This is a genomic window from Arthrobacter sp. MDT1-49-2 (assembly GCF_059090185.1).
In genome coordinates this window covers 20,697-39,802 of sequence record NZ_JBNHFK010000003.1, presented here as the reverse complement: position 1 = coordinate 39,802, position 19,106 = coordinate 20,697, and the positions used below count along the sequence as shown (strand labels likewise).

18 protein-coding genes are annotated in these 19,106 nt (G+C 68.1%); 4 read left to right on the top strand and 14 right to left on the bottom strand.

Going from position 1 to position 19,106, the window contains the following annotated elements:
* Positions 1 to 84: 84 nt before the first annotated feature.
* The 7 genes from AC5RTS_RS05115 to AC5RTS_RS05085 form a co-directional block, all read right to left on the bottom strand.
* Positions 85 to 1,038, bottom strand: a complete 954-nt coding sequence (locus tag AC5RTS_RS05115) for an ABC transporter substrate-binding protein (protein ID WP_493991001.1) — start codon at positions 1,036 to 1,038, stop codon at positions 85 to 87.
* Positions 1,035 to 1,817 carry an ABC transporter permease gene (locus AC5RTS_RS05110; RefSeq protein WP_493991000.1) on the bottom strand — a complete coding sequence of 261 codons (783 nt, stop codon included), beginning with the start codon at positions 1,815 to 1,817 and terminating at the stop codon, positions 1,035 to 1,037. The genes AC5RTS_RS05115 and AC5RTS_RS05110 overlap by 4 nt, the downstream gene beginning before the upstream one ends.
* Positions 1,814 to 2,566: an ABC transporter permease gene (locus AC5RTS_RS05105; protein ID WP_493990999.1), complete on the bottom strand. Its 753-nt coding sequence runs from the start codon at positions 2,564 to 2,566 to the stop codon at positions 1,814 to 1,816. The genes AC5RTS_RS05110 and AC5RTS_RS05105 overlap by 4 nt, the downstream gene beginning before the upstream one ends.
* 1 nt (position 2,567) lies before the next feature.
* Entirely contained in the window at positions 2,568 to 3,668 is a 1,101-nt protein-coding gene (locus AC5RTS_RS05100) for an ABC transporter ATP-binding protein (RefSeq protein ID WP_493991301.1), read from the bottom strand.
* A 248-nt stretch (positions 3,669 to 3,916) separates the two neighbouring features.
* Positions 3,917 to 4,381 carry an NUDIX hydrolase gene (locus AC5RTS_RS05095; RefSeq protein WP_493990998.1) on the bottom strand — a complete coding sequence of 155 codons (465 nt, stop codon included), beginning with the start codon at positions 4,379 to 4,381 and terminating at the stop codon, positions 3,917 to 3,919.
* Positions 4,371 to 5,342: an N-acetylglucosamine kinase gene (locus tag AC5RTS_RS05090; protein ID WP_493990997.1), complete on the bottom strand. Its 972-nt coding sequence runs from the start codon at positions 5,340 to 5,342 to the stop codon at positions 4,371 to 4,373. Before AC5RTS_RS05090 ends, AC5RTS_RS05095 begins: the two co-directional genes overlap by 11 nt.
* A gap of 47 nt (positions 5,343 to 5,389) precedes the next feature.
* Complete coding sequence (locus AC5RTS_RS05085; RefSeq protein ID WP_493990996.1) at positions 5,390 to 6,634, bottom strand: MFS transporter; 1,245 nt, start codon at positions 6,632 to 6,634, stop codon at positions 5,390 to 5,392.
* 132 nt (positions 6,635 to 6,766) lie between these two features.
* On the opposite strand from AC5RTS_RS05085, the gene AC5RTS_RS05080 reads away from it, so the two are divergent.
* Positions 6,767 to 7,243 (top strand): Lrp/AsnC family transcriptional regulator, encoded by a 477-nt coding sequence (locus tag AC5RTS_RS05080; protein WP_493990995.1) that lies wholly within the window; start codon positions 6,767 to 6,769, stop codon positions 7,241 to 7,243.
* A 26-nt stretch (positions 7,244 to 7,269) separates the two neighbouring features.
* Here the strand turns inward: AC5RTS_RS05080 and AC5RTS_RS05075 are convergent, their stop codons facing one another.
* From AC5RTS_RS05075 to galU, 4 genes are all read right to left on the bottom strand, one after another.
* Positions 7,270 to 8,526 (bottom strand): phosphotransferase, encoded by a 1,257-nt coding sequence (locus AC5RTS_RS05075; protein WP_493990994.1) that lies wholly within the window; start codon positions 8,524 to 8,526, stop codon positions 7,270 to 7,272.
* Between the two features lie 25 nt (positions 8,527 to 8,551).
* Positions 8,552 to 9,508, bottom strand: a complete 957-nt coding sequence (locus AC5RTS_RS05070; protein ID WP_493990993.1) for a hypothetical protein — start codon at positions 9,506 to 9,508, stop codon at positions 8,552 to 8,554.
* 81 nt (positions 9,509 to 9,589) lie between these two features.
* Complete coding sequence (locus AC5RTS_RS05065; RefSeq protein WP_493990992.1) at positions 9,590 to 10,210, bottom strand: GNAT family N-acetyltransferase; 621 nt, start codon at positions 10,208 to 10,210, stop codon at positions 9,590 to 9,592.
* Positions 10,211 to 10,215: 5 nt separating this feature from the next.
* On the bottom strand, positions 10,216 to 11,121 hold the full coding sequence (galU, locus tag AC5RTS_RS05060) for a UTP--glucose-1-phosphate uridylyltransferase GalU (protein ID WP_227903737.1): 906 nt from the start codon (positions 11,119 to 11,121) through the stop codon (positions 10,216 to 10,218).
* A 77-nt stretch (positions 11,122 to 11,198) separates the two neighbouring features.
* On the opposite strand from galU, the gene AC5RTS_RS05055 reads away from it, so the two are divergent.
* The 3 genes from AC5RTS_RS05055 (at position 11,199) to cpaB (ending at position 13,046) form a co-directional block, all read left to right on the top strand.
* A complete protein-coding gene (locus AC5RTS_RS05055; protein ID WP_493990991.1) occupies positions 11,199 to 11,807 on the top strand; it encodes a 5-formyltetrahydrofolate cyclo-ligase in 609 nt (202 codons plus the stop codon).
* A gap of 38 nt (positions 11,808 to 11,845) precedes the next feature.
* On the top strand, positions 11,846 to 12,160 hold the full coding sequence (locus tag AC5RTS_RS05050) for an FmdB family zinc ribbon protein (protein ID WP_493990990.1): 315 nt from the start codon (positions 11,846 to 11,848) through the stop codon (positions 12,158 to 12,160).
* Between the two features lie 193 nt (positions 12,161 to 12,353).
* On the top strand, positions 12,354 to 13,046 hold the full coding sequence (gene cpaB / locus AC5RTS_RS05045; protein WP_493990989.1) for a Flp pilus assembly protein CpaB: 693 nt from the start codon (positions 12,354 to 12,356) through the stop codon (positions 13,044 to 13,046).
* 86 nt (positions 13,047 to 13,132) lie between these two features.
* Here the strand turns inward: cpaB and AC5RTS_RS05040 are convergent, their stop codons facing one another.
* The 3 genes from AC5RTS_RS05040 to guaA form a co-directional block, all read right to left on the bottom strand.
* A complete protein-coding gene (locus AC5RTS_RS05040; protein WP_493990988.1) occupies positions 13,133 to 13,396 on the bottom strand; it encodes a hypothetical protein in 264 nt (87 codons plus the stop codon).
* A gap of 2 nt (positions 13,397 to 13,398) precedes the next feature.
* Positions 13,399 to 17,289: an AAA family ATPase gene (locus AC5RTS_RS05035; protein WP_493990987.1), complete on the bottom strand. Its 3,891-nt coding sequence runs from the start codon at positions 17,287 to 17,289 to the stop codon at positions 13,399 to 13,401.
* A gap of 157 nt (positions 17,290 to 17,446) precedes the next feature.
* The gene (guaA, locus tag AC5RTS_RS05030; protein WP_493990986.1) at positions 17,447 to 19,036 is read right to left on the bottom strand and encodes a glutamine-hydrolyzing GMP synthase; all 1,590 of its coding nucleotides are present in this window, start codon (positions 19,034 to 19,036) and stop codon (positions 17,447 to 17,449) included.
* Positions 19,037 to 19,106: the final 70 nt, after the last annotated feature.

The window sequence follows — 19,106 nt, the reverse complement described above, 5'->3', positions numbered from 1 at the left end:
CTTTAGGATGCCACAGCGCGGCACCCCCGCAGCGTATGTGTCACTGCAGGGGTGCCGGATATGCGCCGGAGTACCGGCCGGGGCTCAGGCGAGGCCTTTCTCCTCCAGCCAGTCCTGTGCCGCTTCGCTGGGATCCAGCTTCTGGTCACCGCTGACGGCCTGGTTCAGGGCGATCAGGTCCTCCGTGGTCAGCTGGGCGGAAACGCTGTTCAGGACCTCGCGGGCTTCATCGCTGACCCGGTCATCGGCAATCAGCGGGATAACCTGCTGGGCGGGCCAGTTTTGCTTCGGGTCTTCCAGGACCACCAGGCCGTTTTCCTCGATCGCCGGGCTGGTGGTGTAGATATCGGCCACCTGCACATCGTCATTGATCAGGGCGTCCACGGTCAGCGGACCGCCGCTGTCACCGATGGCGGTGAACTCCTTGAACTCGCAGCCGTATTTGTCTTTCAGGCCGGCCAGACCCTGGGTGCGCTCGGCAAACTCGGCCGGTGCGCCGAGGGTGAGTTCCCCGCACACCTCCGCCAGGTCCTCGACGGTTTCCAGCTGGTACTTTTCGGCAGTGGCAGCGGTGACCACCATGGCGTCCTTGTCCTCGGCATCCGAGGGTTCCAGGACCACCAGGTTTTCCGGGAGCTTCTCGCTCAGGGCATCGACAATCTCGCCGGGATCCACCAGCGCGGTTTCCGGATCCACTTCCACCAGCAGTGAGCCGGTGTATTCCGGGATCAGGTCAATCGAGCCGTCTTCCAGTGCCGGGATGTATACCTCGCGGGACCCGATACCCAGCCGGGTCTCCGCCGGGATACCGGCAGCGTTCAGGGCGCCGGCATAGATCTCGGCAATGGTGCTGCTTTCGGGGAAGTCCGCAGACCCCACCACCACGGCCTGTTCGGTGCTGCTGCCCGAGGCAGCCGGGGCGCTTTCGTTGTCCAGCGGATCACCGCCTCCGCTGCAGCCAGCCAGGGCCAGTGCCATCCCGCCGGCGAGGACCGCCAGGGCCTTCCGCCGGGGATTCCGGCTCGCGTGCTGCATCATGGTTTTCCTCCTAGTGCGCCGGCCGCGGGAACTCCGCTGCCGGTCGATGTGCCGGACGCCTGTCGGCGCCCGAGTCCTTTGGGAATAAGAAAGCGTGAGGCGAGGGCAATAACGGCATCCACGGCCAGGGCCAGCAGGGCAATGATGACCGCCCCGCCGAACACCCGCCCGTAGTCCCCTACAGCCAGCCCGTCGATCAGGTACCGGCCCAGTCCGCCGAGGTTGATGGTAGCCACCACGGCAGCGGTGGCCACCACCTGCAGGGTGGCGCCGCGCAGCCCGCCCAGCAGCACCCGCATGCCGTTGGGCAGCTCCACCTTGAACAGGATCTGGGCTTCGGTCATGCCCAGGCTGCGGGCGGCATCCACCACGCTGCGGTCGACGGCGGCCACCCCGGCGTAGGTGCCGGCCAGCAGCGGCGGCACGGCCAGCAGCACCAGCGCCCAGATGGGCGGCATCAGGCCCAGGCCGGCCAGGAGCACAAACAGGGTGAGCATGCCGAGCGTCGGCAGGGCCCGTAACAGCCCCGAGAGCGCCACCACCGTCACCTGTCCGCGGCCGGTATGCCCTATCAGCAGGCCTACCGGCACGGCGATGGCCGCGGCAATCAGCAGCGCCAGCCCCGTGTACTGCAGGTGTTCCAGGGTCCGGACCGGGATCCCGGCGGCGCCGCTCCAGTTGGCCGGGTCGGTCAGCCATTCCCAGCCCTGGCCCAGGGCGTTGGTGCTGGTGTAGTCGGCGAGAGGCAGGTGCAGGGACAGCGCCGCAGACATGGTCATGCCCCCTTCAGCGCGGCGTCGGGCGCGGCGAGCGGAACCGGGCGGGAGGCCGTGGTGGCGGCGTCCCCGCCTCGGTCCGGGCGTCCGACAGTGCTGCGGCCCGTGCCGGTGCCGCCGGCGGCACGCCGCCAGGGTGTCAGGAAGCGCTGCAGCAGCACAAGGATCAGGTCCATCAGGAACGCAAGGACGAGGGTGGCAAGGATGCCCACCACAATTTCGGTGACGAAGTTCCGCCGGAGGCCGTCGCTGAAGAAAAAGCCCAGGTTCTGCACCCCGATCAGGGCGCCCACGCTGACCATGGAGATGTTGCTGACCGAGACGACGCGCAGTCCCGCGATGAGCACCGGCACCGAGAGGGGCAGGTCAACGGTGAGGAAGCGGCGCAGCGGGCGGTATCCCATGGCAACCGCTGCCTGCCGGACGCCGTCGTCGACTGAATCGAAGGCATCCACCGCCACCCGCAGCATCAGGGCGACCGCGTAGATGGTGAGGGCAACGATGATGTTGGCCATTTCCAGGATGCGCGTGCCCAGGATCGCGGGCAGGGTGACGAACAGTGCCAGCGAGGGGATGGTGTAAAGCAGGGAGCCGGTGGAGAGCACAAACGTGCGGATCTTCCGCCGTCCGCGCACCAGCTGTGCCGCGGGCACGGCAATCAGCACGCCGATCACCAGCGGCACTACTGACTGGTAGAGGTGCAGGGCGCTCAGCCGCAGTACGTCATCGGTATGGGAGAGGAACCACTCCATCTCAGGCTCCGCTCCGCTGCACGCGGGCTGCTTCGATCAGCGCCAGGATCTCGGCGGGGCGGACGACGCCGGTGACCCGGCCCCGGGCGTCCACGGCCACGCCCATCCCCGAGGGTGAGGACAGTGCAGCGTCCAGGGCACGGCGCAGGCTCTCCCCTTCGGGATACAGCGATCCGCCCGGTATGAGGGACCCGGTGCCGGTGATGGAGCGCCGGGCTGCTGCGGGCACCCAGCCCAGCGGGGCGCCGTCGTCGTCCACGCACAGGGCCCAGCCGTCGGTGACGTCCACGGCCGGATCCGGCAGCTGGTCGGCGCGAAGCAGCTGCACCGGGTGGACGGGCACCGCGCCGCCGTCCTGGAAGGACAGATGCCGGAAGCCGCGGTCGCGTCCCACGAATCCGGCCACGAAGTCATCCACCGGTGCCCGCAGGATCTCCTCCGGGGCTGCGTACTGGGCCAGGCGCCCGCCGGTGCCGAAGACGGCAACCTTGTCTCCGAGGATGGTGGCCTCGTCAATGTCGTGGGTAACGAACACGATGGTTTTGGACAGGTCCTGCTGCAGGCGCAGCAGTTCCTGCTGCAGTTCGTGCCGCACCACCGGGTCCACGGCGCTGAAGGGTTCATCCATCAGCAGTACCGGCGGATCTGCCGCCAGCGCCCTGGCTACTCCCACCCGCTGTTGCTGCCCGCCGGAGAGCTGTGCCGGATACCGGTTGCCCAGCGTGGAGGCCAGCCCGACGACGTCGAGCAGTTCCGCCGCGCGGCGCCGTGCCTCGCGCCGCGAGGTGCCGTTCAGCCGGGGCACGGTGGCCACGTTGTCCAGCACGGTCCGGTGCGGCAGCAGGCCGGAGGACTGCATGACGTAGCCCATGGAACGTCTCAGCTGCGCCGCCGGTCCCTGGGCGATGTCCCGGCCGTCCACCTCGATGCTGCCGGAGCTGGGCTCCACCATCCGGTTGATCATGCGCAGCGACGTCGTTTTGCCGCAGCCGGACGGGCCGACGAATACGGTGACGGACCCGCGGGCAATGTCCAGGTTCAGGTTGTTCACCGCCGGGGCGGCCTCGCCGTAGGTCTTGGTGACGGACCGGAAACGGATCATCGGCGTCACCGCAGCCGCCCCGGCTGCAGCGGTGGACGCCGGGGAGTCGGCGGGAGCTTCGTTGTGAGGGACAGGGTCTGGCGGCGGGGTCATGCTGCGTGCCTTCCGTGAGGGATGCCGGTGCACTGGCAGGTCGCGACGTGCCGTGAAGGATCACGGTATTTCACGGCTGCCGCGCTAGTCCAGCAGTAGGTGTCCCGGCGATGGATTCGTGCGGTGCGTTCCGCGGGGTGAGGTCCCCGGGATGGTTAGCCCGCCGGGGTGCCGGGACCGCTGTGTACGTCCGGGCTGTCGAAGAGACGGAGGCCCGCGTCCACCAGCTCGGTCCGGTCCAGGGACGGGACCTCCGCCAGCGGAAACCAGGCGGCCTCATCGGTGCTGCCGCCGGTTTCGTGGCGCAGCGCTCCCCCGGTGACTTCCGCAGCGTAAATGATGCGCAGGCCGTGCATCAGCCGGGGTTCCCCGCGCATCCGGCGCCCGGGCGGAATGAAATGGCTGTCCACACCGAGCAGGGCCCCCAGCCTGACCTCGAAGCCGGTTTCCTCCCGGACTTCCCTGATGGCTGCGGTTGGCGCGTCCTCACCGTATTCGAGCCCTCCGCCCGGAAGGGTCCACCGCGAGTTGCCGTACTGGTTCCAGTGCGCCAGGAGGATTTCTCCGTCACGGACAATCACTGCGTATGCGCCTACGCGCACGTCGAAGTCAGCTGCCATGTCCGGTCCCCTCCGTGCCGAGAAGATACGCCGTACCGAAAACGGGGTCCTGGGCGAGGAACCGTACATCTGCCAGACCCGCAGCGTTCAGCCTGGACCGGAGCAGCTCCTGGAGCAGAGACTGGTGCATGCCCAACCCGCCGCCGACCACCACCGGTCCGGACATCTTCAGCAGTCGGGCCACGTCGATGGTCAGCCCGGCCAGATGCTCCGCTGCGGCATGCACTATGTCAGTGGCCGCAGGGCTGCCGGCCCGGGCGGCATCGAACACCAGCCCCGCCTTGCCCGCCCAGAAGCGGCGGTCGGTGCCGCCGTGGAAGAGCCCGATCAGTTCCGCGGGGTGCCTCAGATCCGTGGCCTGCAGCAGGGCGGAGCTGAGGGCGTCCGGCTCCCGGCCCAAGTTGTCCAGGCGCAGGGCGTGCCGCACGGCTTCCCGTCCTATCCAGTACCCGCTGCCTTCGTCTCCGAGAAGGTGGCCCCAGCCGCCGGAACGGGCCTGGCGTCCGGCCGCATCGATTCCCCAGGCCACCGACCCGGTGCCGGCAATAACGGCGATACCTTCCGAGGCCGAGCCGGCCGCGAGGATCAGCCGGGTGTCGTGGACGACGTCGACGGCGGCGTCGGGCACCTGCGCCGAGATCAGCGCGCGCAGCGCAGCGGCGTCCTGTTCCGTGTCCACCCCTCCTGATCCGGCGATCACCCGGGTCACCCCGCGGTTACCCAGCCGGGTAAAAATGTCCATCAGCGAGGCCCGGGCCGCTTCCACGGAAACGTTCTGGACATTGGCGCTGCCGGCGGTTGCTTCGGCAACGACGACGCCGTTCCGCAGCCTGATGCCATGGGTCTTGGTCCCGCCGATGTCCAGGCCGATGACATCAGGTCCGGAACCGTCCCGTTCGGTTCCTCCTGATCCCCGGCCGGTTCCTGGGCCCTCCGGGGCGGAGGTGGGAAATGCATGCATCCGTCCAGCCTACTTCCCGCGGCCGGCCGGCGTACCGGCGCGTGTCCCTAGGCGGTGCTGCTGCGCCTGGCCCGGACAAGGCTGAGGACGGCGAGGACGAGGCAGGCGGCAGTAATGAGCCCGGAGAACCAGGCGACGGAGGGTTCCAACCCCCAGAGGGCACCCGCGGCACCCAGCCCGAGCACGGGCAGGGCACTGCCCAGGTAGGTGATGACATAGACGGTGCTGATGATCCGCGCGTGCTCGGAAGCTTCCACGGCTGCGGCCACCTCGTTGAAGACCACCCGGAAGGCCATCCCCTGGCCGAACCCGGCCAGCAGGCAGGCGGCGATCAGCAGTGGCAGGCTGTCTGCGGTGCCCGCCACCGGGATCAGGGCGATTCCGGTTCCCATCAGGGCCAGGCCCGCCGGAGCGGTGTACCGGCCGCGGATACCGGTCAGCTGGCTGACCGCGGAGGCACCGAGCGCGAGGGCAGCCAGCAGGCCGATTGCCGGCCGCCAGGTGGTGCCGGCAATGGTCGAAAAATAGGACGGTGCCAGGGAAAGGCAGAAACCGAACGCAGCAAAACTAAGGAACCCGGTGGCCGATGCCACCCAGAACTGGGTACGGGCACGATGCGAGACGGCGGGCTTGCGCGGGCGCAGCATGGCCAGCGGCCGTCCCTCCGACAGGGAGATGGCCGGGCGTGCCTTGAGCAGGCACAGTGGCACCAGCAATCCCGCCAGGACCGCGGAGTGAATCAGGAACGGAGTCAGGGTCGGGGCCGGCAGCAGCGAAAGCAGCCCGCCGATCACCGGACCGGCGGCCACGCCCCCGGCCGAGACCAGCAGGGTGAAGCGCGTGGCCCATTCGGGCCGGTGCGGCAGCAGCTCGCGCAGTGCGGCCGAGCTCGCTCCGGTGGCCAGGGCCACGGAGGCGCCCTGCAGCGCACGGCCTATCATCAGTGCCCCGACATCGGTGGCGGTACCGAAAATCAGGCCGCCGGCGAGGGAGACAACTCCTGCCAGCACGAGGGCGGCGCGGCGTCCGATGTAATCCGACCAGTGCCCCACGAGCAGCAGCCCTGCCACCAGGACCAGGACGTAGGAGGCGAATGCCAGTGTGACGCCGAAATAGGACAGTCCGAGCGATGCTCCCAGCAACGGATAGAGCGGAGTGGCCAGGTTGGCGCCGACGAGCAGCGTGGACATCACGGCAAGCGTCAGGATGAGCCGGGGACGTATGGCGGCGTCCCATTCCTTTCGCTTGGTCCGGGCGGCGGGCTGCATGCGCAGCTCACTGAGCACTGTCACTAATGTTTCCGTCCTGTTTGTAGCTAATGCTCCTACAGGATGGGGTGTTGCACTGCAGTGAGAACACATTAGAGTGTTCTTTTGATCAATTCGCTCAATATGGTCGCTTGCCACTGACAGGAGATGCGCTAAATGGCCAATCTGGACGCGCTGGACCGCCGCCTGCTGCTGGAACTGGTAAGGGATCCCCGGGCCCAGATCAGCGACTTGAGCGAAAGGCTCGGCGTGGCCCGCAACACCGCCCAGAGCCACGTGCGGCATCTGCTCCGCGCCGGCGTCATCCGCACCGCCGGACGGGAAGTAGACCTGGCGCAGCTTGGCTACGATGTGCAGGCCTTCGTCACCATTGAGGTAACCCACCGGGAACTCGACGGCGTCATTTCCGGGTTGCGCACCCTTCCCCAGGTGCTGGAGGTCCATGAGATCTCGGGCCGCGGTGACGTCTGGTGCCGGGTTACCGCCACGGATACCCAGCAGCTGCAGCAGGCGCTGCGTTCACTCCTGCGGCTCAAGGGCGTTATCCGCACGGAAACTGTCCTGGCCCTGCACGAGCACATTCCGTACCGCACCGAGCCGCTGCTGGAAAAGCTGGTTCCGCCCGCTGAATAACCTGCCACGGATCACCGGACCGGCAGCTACTGCGAGGCGTCCCGGAGCAGGCGCCGGGCGGTTTCCAACCGCAGCTTGGCACTGAGAATACGTGCGCTGCGGTGTGCGCCGCCCGCCCCGGCCACAAGGGAGAGCACGACGCCGGCAGCCCGTGCGTTCAGGGCCGCCGGGTCAACTGCCGCTCCGAACACCTGCCGGTACTTCTGCAGGGCCGTCTCCAGCTGGGGCTGCGAGGGGTTGGCGGCCGCCAGCACCGCTAGGTGGCCGATCAGGCACGCCAAATCGTCCACCCGGTGTCCGGGGCCCAGGGCGTCGATGTCGAGCAGACCGCTGATAGCGGTGCCCGTCAGCAGCAGGTTGCCCTCATGGAAGTCGCCGTGCACGGGGACCACGGGCCCGGCCGGTGTGGCTTCGAGCGCCTGCTGCACCCCGGCTGCCAGCGTCCGGATACCGTCCGCCTCGCCGGGCAGTAGCGCTGCTGCCGCGTCCGCGTAGTCGTGGGCGCCTTCGGCCCAGGACCGTCGGCGGGGCAGGTCGGCTGCCTGCGCTGGGAGAGCATCCAGCAGTTCGAGAAAATGTTCGGGTGCCACCCCGGCCGCGCCGTCCTCCACCAGCAGCCGGAAGAGGGAGGTTCCAGGCAGTGCGGTGAGCGCCAGCGCGCTGCGCGCCGCGGCCCCGGGTATTTCGAGCAGGCGCGGGGCCGGTACGCCGGCTGTCTCAAGCATCAGGTGGCGTCTGCGCAGGGCGGGCAGCTGCTCTTCCGGAAGCAGTTTCAGGTAGGCGGTGCCGCGGGGGTGCTCGACGTGCAGCACCGCCCGGCGCAGCGGCCGGTAGGCCAGCAGCCGCAGCCGCACCGGTTCGGTGGAGGCAAAGGCATCGCGGCCCACCGCTGCGGCATCCGTGGCCCAAGGCAATCCGGGCAAGGCCGGATCGTGGGGATGAATCCACAGCCTCAGCCGGTGTCCGGCAATTCGGGCCGAGGCCGTGTGCGGGCCGTCCGGCCCGGCCGCCGCGTCCGCGGTGGTGGCACCGATATGCAGGACCAGCCCTTTGGTCTGAAGGCCGTCCGACCCGGGGGACGCGGCTCCGGCAGGCCGGCAGCGGACCCGGTAAAGCGCGGAGACGGATCCGCCGGGCCGGTGGTGGGTGCGCAGATGCCGCCAGTCTTCCAGCCGCAGGCCGCGGGGCCTCAGCAGATCCTGCAGCGGGCCGCGCATTGCGGCAGCGGCCAGGACGGACACCGCATCGGCGGCCCGGCCGGGGCCGGCATGCTCGGTCGACATCCGGCAGCCGGGAGTCCGCGGGCGGCTAGGCCCGGCGACGCTGCAGAACGTCGTCGAGGTTGATCTTGCCGGTCTCCGGGCGCTCCTGTGCCGAGGGAAGGGCCGGCACCGCGCCGGGACGCAGCGGGGTCTTGGTCATCGGCCGCGGCGGCTCCGGCAGGACTATCGGTTCAGGAGCCGGACGGGCGGCCTTGGGGGCGTCGACGTACACCGGCTTCGGCACCTCTACCGGCTCCCACGGGGTGGTGCCTGCCTTGGGCGGCAGCGCGGGCACCTTCGGCGCCTCAGGCTCAGCCGCTTCGCGGGCTACCCGCGGGGAGGGGGATGCCGCGGGGGCTGTTTCCACGGCGGTGTCCGGCGCCGGTACGGCCTGCAGATCGAACAGAACGGTCTCGCGCAGGGGCGGCTGCGGCGTCACAGGGGCGGATTCCTGACGATCCTCAAGCTCGCTGTCCGCGGGGAAAGCCACTGCAGTCCGGTGCTGGACATCCGGACCCATGGCCTCCCGGAAGGCATTCTGCACCCGGCGCCGCCGGTCCCGGAGCGCCAGGCTGCGGAGTCCGATCACTGAGACGGCCGCCGTCGCCAGGCCCGCTGCGGGAACCAGCCAGGAAACCGCAGTGGCCGCAGCGAGCACCCCTCCGACCAGTACCGTCATGAGTGCCAGCAGCCCGGTTAGCGCCAGGGTGAGCCGGCCCTTGCGGATGCGGAAGGCGGCAGGCTGCATTCCGCCGCCGGGCCCGCCTGCGTAAGACTGTGTCGACCCGCCCCCGCTGGGTGTATTGCTCGTGTTGTACATAGTGTTCCTCTGGGACCCCTTGTCCGGGGAGGCGGGCGGATGGTTGGCGGTAGAGGACGTGGGAGCCGCGGCCTGAACGGCTGCGCGCCGGAAGATATACGGACCGACCCACAGCAGCCACAACGCAACGGCAAGTGCCAGCACAAGCGAGCTGTTGAGGGAGCTGTTCAGAGGGAAGTCCACACTTACGACGGTAGAAGCTCCCGGCCTGTCGCCGCCGTATTGGAGGCGGTGTGTCGGCGTGTCGGGTGTGAAAAAAGTTGCCTAGCGGGTCCGCCGCGACCTCCAGCGGTTCAACAGCCCTTCCGGCACCTCTTCAGCGGTCAGCGCGAAACTGCGGTGGTCGGCCCACTCGCCGTTGATGTGCAGGTATTTCAGGCGCAGTCCCTCGTCGCGGAAACCCAGCTTTTCCACCACCCGGAGGCTCGGGCGGTTTTCCGGCCGGATGTTGATTTCCATCCGGTGCAGGCCCAGCGCGGAAAAGCAGTGGTCGGTGGCAAGGGCTACAGCCGTGGGTACTATGCCGCGTCCGGCACGGGCCTGGTCCACCCAATATCCAAGGGTCGCCATCCGCGCCGAGCCCCAGACAATGGTGGATACAGTCAGTTGCCCCACTATTGCCGGTGCCCGGGCCGGATCCTGCCGCTCGGTGATCAGGAACGGCAGGGCTGAGTCCTGCCGCGCCTGGCGGTTCAGGCTGCGGACCATGTCTGCGTACGTCGGCGGCGTACCGCCGCGCACGGGATTGGTGGCCTCCCAGGGTCCGACCCAGCCGGCATTGCGGGAACGGACCTCGGTCCATTCCCGCCGATCCCGGAGCCGGATGGGCCGGAGAATAATGTCGTCGCTCTCCAGCACCACCGGCCATACGGTCGAGCCCCACACGGCAGTTAGCCTTCGAGGCTACCGGTGAAGTCCTTCAGCCATTCGCGCAGGCCCGGACCCAGGTCTTCGCGCTCGGAGGCGAGGGTCACCACGGCCTTGAGGTAGCTCATCTTGTCACCGGTGTCGTACCGGCGGCCGCGGAACACCACGCCGTAGACGCCGGAACCTTCGCCGTCGGCTGCAGCCAGGGTCTGCAGGGCGTCGGTCAGCTGGATTTCTCCGCCGCGGCCCGGTCCGGTTTCCTCCAGGACATCAAAAACGGCCGGGTGCAGCACGTACCGGCCGATCACGGCCAGGTTGGACGGCGCTTCATCAACGTCGGGCTTCTCAACGAGCTTGTTCACCCGGACGTAGTCTTCGCCCTCAACCACGGAGATGTCGGCGCAGCCGTAGGCACTGATCTGCTCCGGATCGACCTCGATCAGGGCAATGACGGAGCCGCCGGTCTTGGCCTGCACTTCGACCATCTTCTCCAGCAGCGGGTCGCGGGCGTCGATGAGGTCATCACCGAGCAGGACGGCGAACGGTTCGTCACCCACGTGCAGCTTGGCGCGCAGCACCGCATGCCCCAGCCCCTTGGGATCGCCCTGCCGGAGGTAGTGGATCTCGCCGAGTTCGGACGCAGCGCGCACCATGGCAAGCTTTTCGAGGTCGCCCTTGTCTTCCAGCGTCTTTTCGATAAACGGAACACGGTCAAAATGGTCTTCGAGGGACCGCTTGTTCCGTCCCGTGATCATCAGGATGTCGGGCATGCCTGCGTTTACGGCTTCCTCGACCACGTACTGGATTGCCGGCTTATCCACGACCGGAAGCATTTCCTTCGGCATCGCCTTCGTGGCTGGCAGGAAGCGTGTACCCAGGCCTGCGGCGGGGATTACGGCTTTGGTTACGGTGGGGCGTGCTGTCGTCATAGTGGTAAGAGTACCTAAGTGTGCTTCATTTGCACCAAATACGCGGGGGTGTTGGGACAATGGTTCGTATGCATCAAATGAGCAAAGTCCAGGCCCGCGCGGATTTCCTGCAGGCCCGCCGCGCACTGTCCGACGCCGAGCGGCAGCACGCGGCCGCGGCGTTGGAAGAACGGGGACTGGCCGTCGTGACGGACCGGCTGCCGGCGGGAGCAACGGTGGCCGGGTATCTCTCTGTCGGAAGCGAACCGGGCACCGCCGGACTGCTGACCGGACTCACGGAAGCGGGCTACCGGGTGGTGGTGCCGATATGCGAGCCTGACCGCCGCCTGTCCTGGTGCTACTGGACTCCCGGCATCGACATGGCACCGGGACTCTTTGGCTCTCTTCTGGAACCGGCCGGGCCCCGGTACGCCGCAGCGGACCTAGCCGGCCTCGCCCTGATCCTCGTGCCTGCCCTCGCGGCCGACGACGCCGGGGGCCGGATGGGCAAGGGCGGTGGCTACTATGACCGTTTCCTTGCCCGGTTGCGGGCTGACGGCAATGCGACCCCGGCGGCGGCAGTGGTGTACGACCACGAGTTTGTGCCCGCCGGACACTTCGAAACCACTCCCCTGGATGCACCCGTGGACGGGGTCCTGACGCCGTCCGGCTGGCACGAACTGCCCGCTCAGCACATGTATACTTAGCACTCGAGGCCATAGAGTGCCAAGGAGGAGTTACTAGAGTGCCAACGTACGCGTATGCCTGCAAGGACTGCACCCATTCATTCGATATCCAGCAGTCCTTCAGCGAGGATTCCCTGACCGTCTGCCCCGAATGCGGTGGCCGCCTTCGCAAGAAGTTCAACAGCGTCGGAGTGGTCTTCAAGGGTTCCGGCTTTTACCGCACTGACTCCCGCGATGCCGCCTCGAGCGTACCCGCGGCCGCTTCCAAGTCCGAGACCGCCAAGAGCGATGCAGCGAAGCCTGCCGCCAAGGCCGATAGCGGCAGTGGTTCAGCTGCCCCGGCTTCGACAGGATCCGCCGGCGCGTCTGCCTGACGTTTCACTACCCTCTTTACCTAAATGGTGGTCCCGGGGCCTGCATGGTTCCCGGGACCTTGCCATCTCTGACCCGGCTTCCGCGCCCTGACCTGGCCTCCACAGAGGGTTTTCCAGCCACGGCCGTCGCTGTCCGGTCCCCTTAGGCCGGACCCGCCGGAATCCCTCCCCGCAGCGGCCCTAGTGTGACGGCATGCGATACCGCCGCCTCCGCCCTTCCACCCTTCCCGGGCCTGGCCGCGCCCCGCGGCTGCGGCGCTTCCTCACCCGCCACCGCCGCCTTTTGGCTGCCCTGGCCTGCTGTGCTGCCATAGGCTGCGCGGTCCAGGCGCTGGTTCCGCCGGAGACCGACCGTACGGTGGTGGTGACTGCTTCCCGGGACCTTGCCGTCGGGACCGTCCTGGATAGCACTTCCTTGGAAACCGTCCGGCTTCCCGCCGGGGCCGCACCGCCGGGAGCTTACGAACGTACCGAGGAACTGCTGGGCCGACGCCTGGCCACACCTCTGCTGCACGGCAGCCCGGTGACAGATGTTTCGCTGGCCGGTTCCGGCCTGCTGGCCGGGACACCGCCGGGCACCGTTGCCATTCCTCTGCGCCCGGCAGACCCGTCGGTGCTGGACCTGCTTGGACCGGGGCAACTTGTCACGGTGGTCACGGGTGCCGACCCGGCCGGCGCACTGGCGGAATCCGGGCAGAGCACTGGCGCAGAGGTCCTGGCAACGTCTGTGCCCGTGCTCTGGGTATCCGGCACCGAGCCCGCCGGAGGCTGGCCGGCAACCGGCGACGAAGGGCTGGTGGTGGTGGCGGCCAGCCGCGACAATGCTGCCCGACTTACCGCGGCTTCCGGAACAGGCAGCATTTATCTGGTTCTCACCGAAGGATGACGCCGGCTGCCTGAGTTCGACCAAGTGGCCACGTGCAAAGAGACTGCCTTTGGGACAGGATCCCCTGGAAGAAGCGGGACGCCCGGCTAGCCCCAGTGCGGCGGGCGCTGCTCCAGCAGCCAGGAATCCCTGTCGTCCGGACCGTCGCCCCACACTCGGGGGTCATCCTCTTTGGCTTTCTCCGGCAGCAGTCCGGCCGGTCCGGGAGACCCGGCGCGGCGGTTCCCACGCCTGCGTACCGTCGGTTCGGCGGGCTCCCCCGGTCCGGCGTGTCCCGCGGCCGTCTGCGCCTGGCGCTGCGTCGCCGAGTTCGCCCGCTGCTCGGGCTCCCGGCTGTTTGCACCGGTCATGTTTACTCTCCTTCGCTGCGCTCGGGCAGGGACCCGGACCTCCGTTCGCGCATGCGACTGCTTCCGTGCGGGGTCACCGTGATTTGCCGGCCCTGCGGTGTGGTTGAAGCATTTCCAGCGGGGCCGGAACCGGCCTCCGCCGTTCCGGTACCGGGAGCGGCTGCGCCGGCCCGGGAGCCCGCGTCCGCAGGCTCGGGCAGGTTGAGGTAACGGCTCACCAGATCCGCGCAGGCGGACGGGTCGCTGAACACCTCAATGGTCCACAGCGGCATGTACCTCCAGCCACGGCGTTCGAGCAGCTGAGGGCGGAGCCGGCTTCGTTCACGCACCGACATGGCCCGGTACCGGTCGGTTCCGTCTGATTCGATAGCCAGCGGAATCGACCCGGCACCGGGGTCACCGTTCCCGGGGGCAGCGGCAACAATGTCGATGGCACCGTCATAGTGGTCCCATACCTTGGCTCCGCGCTCACGCAGCCTGCCCACGAGATCGGCCACCAGCGGATCCTCGTCCATGATGCCGCCGGCGGTGGGGGTTTCCCCTGCTGCCTTGGACGTTTCCGCAGCGGCAGCCGCAGGATCAAGTTCGCGCCTGATGAGCTCGTAGAAATCCAGTGCCCCGTATCCAAGGCGCGTCCTGTCCAGATCCGCGGGCTGGAAGCAGGTCAGCACGTGCTGCTTGTAGCGCGCCCGGGTCATGGCGGTCACGAATTTCTTGCGGCCGTCCGGTGCCGAAAGGGGACCGAAGTTGTGCAGCGCCCGGCCGTGCGGGGTACGTCCGAAACCGAGGGAGAAAATCACGCAGTCGCGGACCATGCCCACGGCACGGTCCACCGGGACCACCCGGAAGGACTCTGCCTTGGCGGTAAAGAAGTCCGCGGCCCAGGGGAAGTTCGCCATCTGCACGCGGATGGCCTCGGCCACCCGAACTGCGTGGCGGGGACTGGCCGTGATCACGCCGAGGGACTGGTGCGGGCGGCGCCGGATGTGTTCGAAGACCAGGTCCACGACGCGGTTTACTTCGGCAGCAACGCTTTCCACGCCTTCATGGTCGGCGCTGGGCATCCCGGTGCCGTCCGCCAGGTATTCCACCGAGAGGGAGCGGTGGCCGTTGGCCACCTCATCAGCAGCCGGCACCATGGACAGGCGTCCGCCGTAGAAGGAATCGCTCAGCTGCTTCAGCAGGGCTTTGTCGGTCCCGCGGTAAACGGTGGAGAGGCTGCGGGTCGGCAGGACGCGTTCCAGGGCCTCGAAGGCGCTGGGCAGTTCAGTGTTCTGCCCCTGCGCTCCGGCCGGTTCCACCCCGATGGTGAACGGCCGCGGGCCGCCCAGCCGGGAATCACCGAAGGCGACAACCTGCCCGGCACGGGCCAGCGCCGGAACGGCCGACTGCAGGCTGGTCGATTCGGCGTCCAGCAGCACCACCGTGTCAAAGCGCCGGCCTTCGGGCAGGACCATCGGCAGCACCAGGGGACTCGCTGCCCATACCGGCAGCAGTGAGGAAACCAGTTCCTCGGACTGTTCGCACAGGCTGGCCAGGGAGAGTTCCCCGTCCTTGATCAGCTCACGCAGGTCCTGGGCGGCAGCTTTGGATTTGTCGACACCGGCACGCCAGCGCGAGGCCAGGCTCCAGCGCAGCCGCGAGCTGCCGGAGGCAATATGCGCATTGTCGGCAAGCCGGTATTCGGCCTCCAGCCGGCGCAGGCTGTTGCCGTCGGACATCGCGAGGTAGTCGTCGCCGCTGATCATGGCTTCGAGGGCGGACTGCCACCAGGCCAGCTCGAGTTCATAGCCCACGTGGCGGGGCTGCACCTCGCGCTCGCTCAGGTCATCAAGCAGCTCGCCCAGGCCCTGGGCGCGCATCTCGTCCAGCAGCAGGGTGCGTTCAGGCAGCGTCTCCAGGGTCTCGCGGTCGCCGGCGAGCTGGCTCAGCTGTTTTTCCAGTTCATCCAGCGGCAGGGATGCAAGGTCCGGGTGCAGCGGCGTCTCGGCAAGTATGTCCGTCAACGTGTCCAGCTGACGTTTCACCAGCAGGTAGGACCGGTTAATGTCGGCCAGGCCGGTGGGAACCGAGGGGTGGCGCTGGGTGGTGGCGTACCGCGTCCAGGTGGCCCGCTGCTGCTGGACCTCGAGGAGGGAGGCATGCAGGTCGGAGATATGCACGCCGGGGCGGATGTACTCCTTGGCCACCCGGCGCAGCCGGGAGCGGGTCATGGAACTCATGTCTATGCCGCGTTCACGCCGCCAGGAGGAGGACGCCGTGGCGGAAATAAGGTCGGTCACCGGGCGGTCGAAAATATCCGGCGTGAACTTGTCCAGGCTTTCCCGGACGGCGACCAGCAGTTCCAACTGCTCACCCCACTGGGCGAAGGTTTCACCCAGCCGGATCTGCGAGTGTTCGGCCACGTCCTGCACCTTGGCGCGCAGGGCCGGCAGGTCGGTGGCAAGGGTCTGGGTAAGCGCGTAGGCTTCCTCGGTCTCCTTGCGGTTCAGCAGCTTGGCACCGTACCAGGGGCTGGTGGTGGCAGCGCGGCTGAAGCTGCCCAGCTCGGCGGCCCGGCGCAGCCGTCCGGTGAGCTCGGTACGGTCGGTGATGCTGTCCAGCACGCTGCGCTTGAGCCGCACGGTGGTGGCCGGTGCGGGATTCATGGAGGTCAGTTCCGCCAGGGACTGCATGGCCTGGTACGGCGAGCATCCCCACCGGCGGCGGACGTTGTGCAGGCTCTTGACGTGGTCCCGCAGCTGGTGGCGGTTCTCCTGCAGCACCTTGTGCAGGCCGGCCAGTTCGGGTGCCTTCGACTTTTCGTTCCGGACGATGGCCCGGACCAGCTGGTCCTTGAGCTGCTGCTGGGTGAGCCCGGCGTTGACCTGCAGTACAAGCGAACCCAGCTGCAGGGCGTCCAGCTCGGAGACGAACTGGTTCAGGGTGCCGCGGCGTTCGGCTACCACCAGCACGGATTTGCCGGCATTGGCCAGTGCGGCGACGGCGTTCAGTGCCGTCTGGGTCTGTCCGGTACCCGCGGGGGCGGAGACCACCAGCGACTGTCCGGCGTTGATCAGGTCGAGTACTTCCTGCTGCTGCCGGTCCGCGTCCAGGATCAGCAGTTCATCGGCCGGGTCCCGGTCATCCAGCGGCGGAAGGTCCAGGGGCCGGGCGGCCGGAGGCTCGGCCGAGCCGTCGCGGGCAGCGTCGATCAGGGCGCGGAGGATCGGGTGGGCCGGATCCAGCGCCGGATCCTCTGAAAGGTCGGCAAGGTCGGCGAAGGTGGAGACCAGCAGGCGGTGCTCGATGTTGATGCCGCGCACGCTGCCGGTGACGGCACGGAGCTTTTCGAGGACCGGGTGCGGGTCGAAGCGGGCGGTGCCGTAAGCCAGCCGGGTCAGGGCATCGACGTCGATCTCCAGTCCCTGCTCGTTCTGGAGGTGGCGGACCAGGGCCGGATTGAGGGCGGCCTTTTCGGTCAGCTGAAGCTCATAGTCATCCTGGGAGGCGTGAACGGTGAGGGCCACCGGGGTGAGCAGGACGGGGGCGGTCAGCGACTCGGGACGCAGTGCCTCGTCCGAGGCGTAGCGCCAGGACGCGGTCCCGGCAGCGATGTAGCCGACGTCGATGCCCCGGTCGGTGCCGAGTTCGTAGATCTTGGCGCGGAGCAGGCGGCCTGCCTTCATCGCGGCACCGTACTGGTCCGGGTCCCGCAGCAGGGTGGAGAGCCGCGTCCGGCGTCCGGCGAGCAGCTGGGCCAGCCCGGACGGATGGGCGTGTGTGAGGTCAATGCTGTTGGCAGCGGACGGGGTGAAATGCAGCAGGGTGTCCGTTCCGGCGTGCTGTCCCAATTGTCCCAGCCACGGCAGCAGGAAGTCCGAGGGATTCTCCCCGGTATTCTGCTCAGACACTAGTGCCCTCTTTTCTGCACTTCCGCGCGTTTTTGACCAAATTGGCATACGTTCAAAACTATCGCGTCGGACCCCGTTTCCCGAACATAGCAACGCGGGCGACGCCAAGGGGATGACAAAGGGGACGGCCGCATCGGCCGTCCCCTTTGTCTTTACGCTATTCCCACTCGATTGTTCCCGGCGGCTTGCTGGTTACGTCCAGCACCACCCGGTTGATTCCATCCACCTCGTTGGTGATCCGGTTGGAAATCCGGGCCAGCAGATCGTAGGGCAGCCGCGACCAGTCGGCCGTCATGGCGTCCTCGCTGGATACCGGGCGGAGCACAATGGGGTGGCCGTAGGTCCGGCCGTCACCCTGGACGCCCACGCTGCGCACGTCGGCCAGCAGGACCACCGGCATCTGCCAGACCTCGTCATCCAGGCCGGCAGCGGTCAGCTCGGCCCGGGCAATCGCGTCGGCCCGGCGCAGCAGGTCCAGGCGTTCCTGGTTGACCTCGCCGACAATGCGGATTCCCAGGCCGGGGCCGGGGAAGGGCTGGCGGCCGACAATTTCGGCCGGCAGGCCCAGCTCGGCACCGACGGCGCGAACCTCGTCCTTGAAGAGCGCCCGGAGGGGCTCGACGAGTTCGAACTTCATGTCCTCGGGCAGCCCGCCCACGTTGTGGTGGCTCTTGATGTTGGCTGCGCCTTCGCCGCCGCCGGACTCGACGACGTCGGGGTACAGGGTGCCCTGCACCAGGAAGCGGATGGGCTCGCCCTCTGCCTCGGCCTTGGCCATGATGGCCCGCTCAGCCTCTTCGAAGGCGCGGATGAATTCGCGGCCGATGATCTTGCGCTTGGTCTCGGGGTCGGAGACGCCGGCCAGGGCGGACAGGAAGCGTTCCTGTTCGTTGGCCACGTAGAGGTTGACGCCGGTAGCTGCCACGAAGTCGCGTTCCACCTGCTCTGCCTCGCCTTCGCGCAGCAGGCCGTGATCGACGAAGACACAGGTCAGCTGGTCGCCGACGGCGCGCTGCACCAGGGCTGCGGCCACGGCGGAGTCAACGCCGCCGGACAGGCCGCAGATCACCCGGGAGTTTCCGACCTGGGCGCGGATGCGGGCAACCTGCTCTTCGACAATGTTGCCGGTGGTCCAGCTGCGTTCAATGCGGGCGCCCTTGAACAGGAAGTTCTCCAAGACGGCCTGGCCGTGCGCGGAGTGCTTGACCTCGGGGTGCCACTGGACGCCGTAGAGTCCCTTTTCCTCGTTGGCGAAGGCGGCAACGGGTGCGCCTGCCGTGCTGGCCAGCACGTCGAAGCCCTCGGGGGCTTCCTGCACGCTGTCGCCGTGGCTCATCCAGGTGTTCTGTTCCTCCGGAGTTCCCTCCAGGATGGAACGGGCGCCGCCGACGGCGCGGGCGTCGGTGGAACCGTATTCCCGCAGGCCGGTCTTGGCCACCTTGCCGCCCAGGGCAGCGGCCATGGCCTGGAAGCCGTAGCAGATGCCGAGTACCGGCACGCCGGCCTCAAACAGATCGGTGTGAACCGTGGGGGCGCCTTCTGCATACACGCTGGAGGGCCCGCCGGAAAGGATAATGGCAGCCGGGTTCTTCGCCAGCAGCTGCTCAGTGCTGTAGGTGTGGGGAACCACCTCGGAGTAAACGTCTGCTTCGCGCACCCGGCGGGCTATCAGCTGGGCGTACTGCGCTCCGTAGTCCACAACGAGGACGGGCCGCTCTTCAATGGGGTCAGTCGCGGGATTAGTCACGTTCCAAGGATAGTCGTCCCGCCACCGGCGGTGCACACCGGCCGGTGGACGCCTCCGGCCGAACCGGCAG

Coding starts and splice junctions, on each gene's coding strand:
- AC5RTS_RS05080 (WP_493990995.1), top strand. CDS start 6,767: ATGGCCAATCTGGACGCGCTGGACCGCCGCCTGCTGCTGGAACTGGTA.
- AC5RTS_RS05105 (WP_493990999.1), bottom strand. CDS start 2,566: ATGGAGTGGTTCCTCTCCCATACCGATGACGTACTGCGGCTGAGCGCC.
- cpaB (WP_493990989.1), top strand. CDS start 12,354: ATGCGATACCGCCGCCTCCGCCCTTCCACCCTTCCCGGGCCTGGCCGC.
- AC5RTS_RS05090 (WP_493990997.1), bottom strand. CDS start 5,342: ATGCATGCATTTCCCACCTCCGCCCCGGAGGGCCCAGGAACCGGCCGG.
- AC5RTS_RS05040 (WP_493990988.1), bottom strand. CDS start 13,396: ATGACCGGTGCAAACAGCCGGGAGCCCGAGCAGCGGGCGAACTCGGCG.
- AC5RTS_RS05055 (WP_493990991.1), top strand. CDS start 11,199: ATGAGCAAAGTCCAGGCCCGCGCGGATTTCCTGCAGGCCCGCCGCGCA.
- AC5RTS_RS05110 (WP_493991000.1), bottom strand. CDS start 1,817: ATGACCATGTCTGCGGCGCTGTCCCTGCACCTGCCTCTCGCCGACTAC.
- AC5RTS_RS05095 (WP_493990998.1), bottom strand. CDS start 4,381: ATGGCAGCTGACTTCGACGTGCGCGTAGGCGCATACGCAGTGATTGTC.
- AC5RTS_RS05100 (WP_493991301.1), bottom strand. CDS start 3,668: ATGATCCGTTTCCGGTCCGTCACCAAGACCTACGGCGAGGCCGCCCCG.
- AC5RTS_RS05075 (WP_493990994.1), bottom strand. CDS start 8,526: ATGTCGACCGAGCATGCCGGCCCCGGCCGGGCCGCCGATGCGGTGTCC.
- galU (WP_227903737.1), bottom strand. CDS start 11,121: ATGACGACAGCACGCCCCACCGTAACCAAAGCCGTAATCCCCGCCGCA.
- AC5RTS_RS05115 (WP_493991001.1), bottom strand. CDS start 1,038: ATGATGCAGCACGCGAGCCGGAATCCCCGGCGGAAGGCCCTGGCGGTC.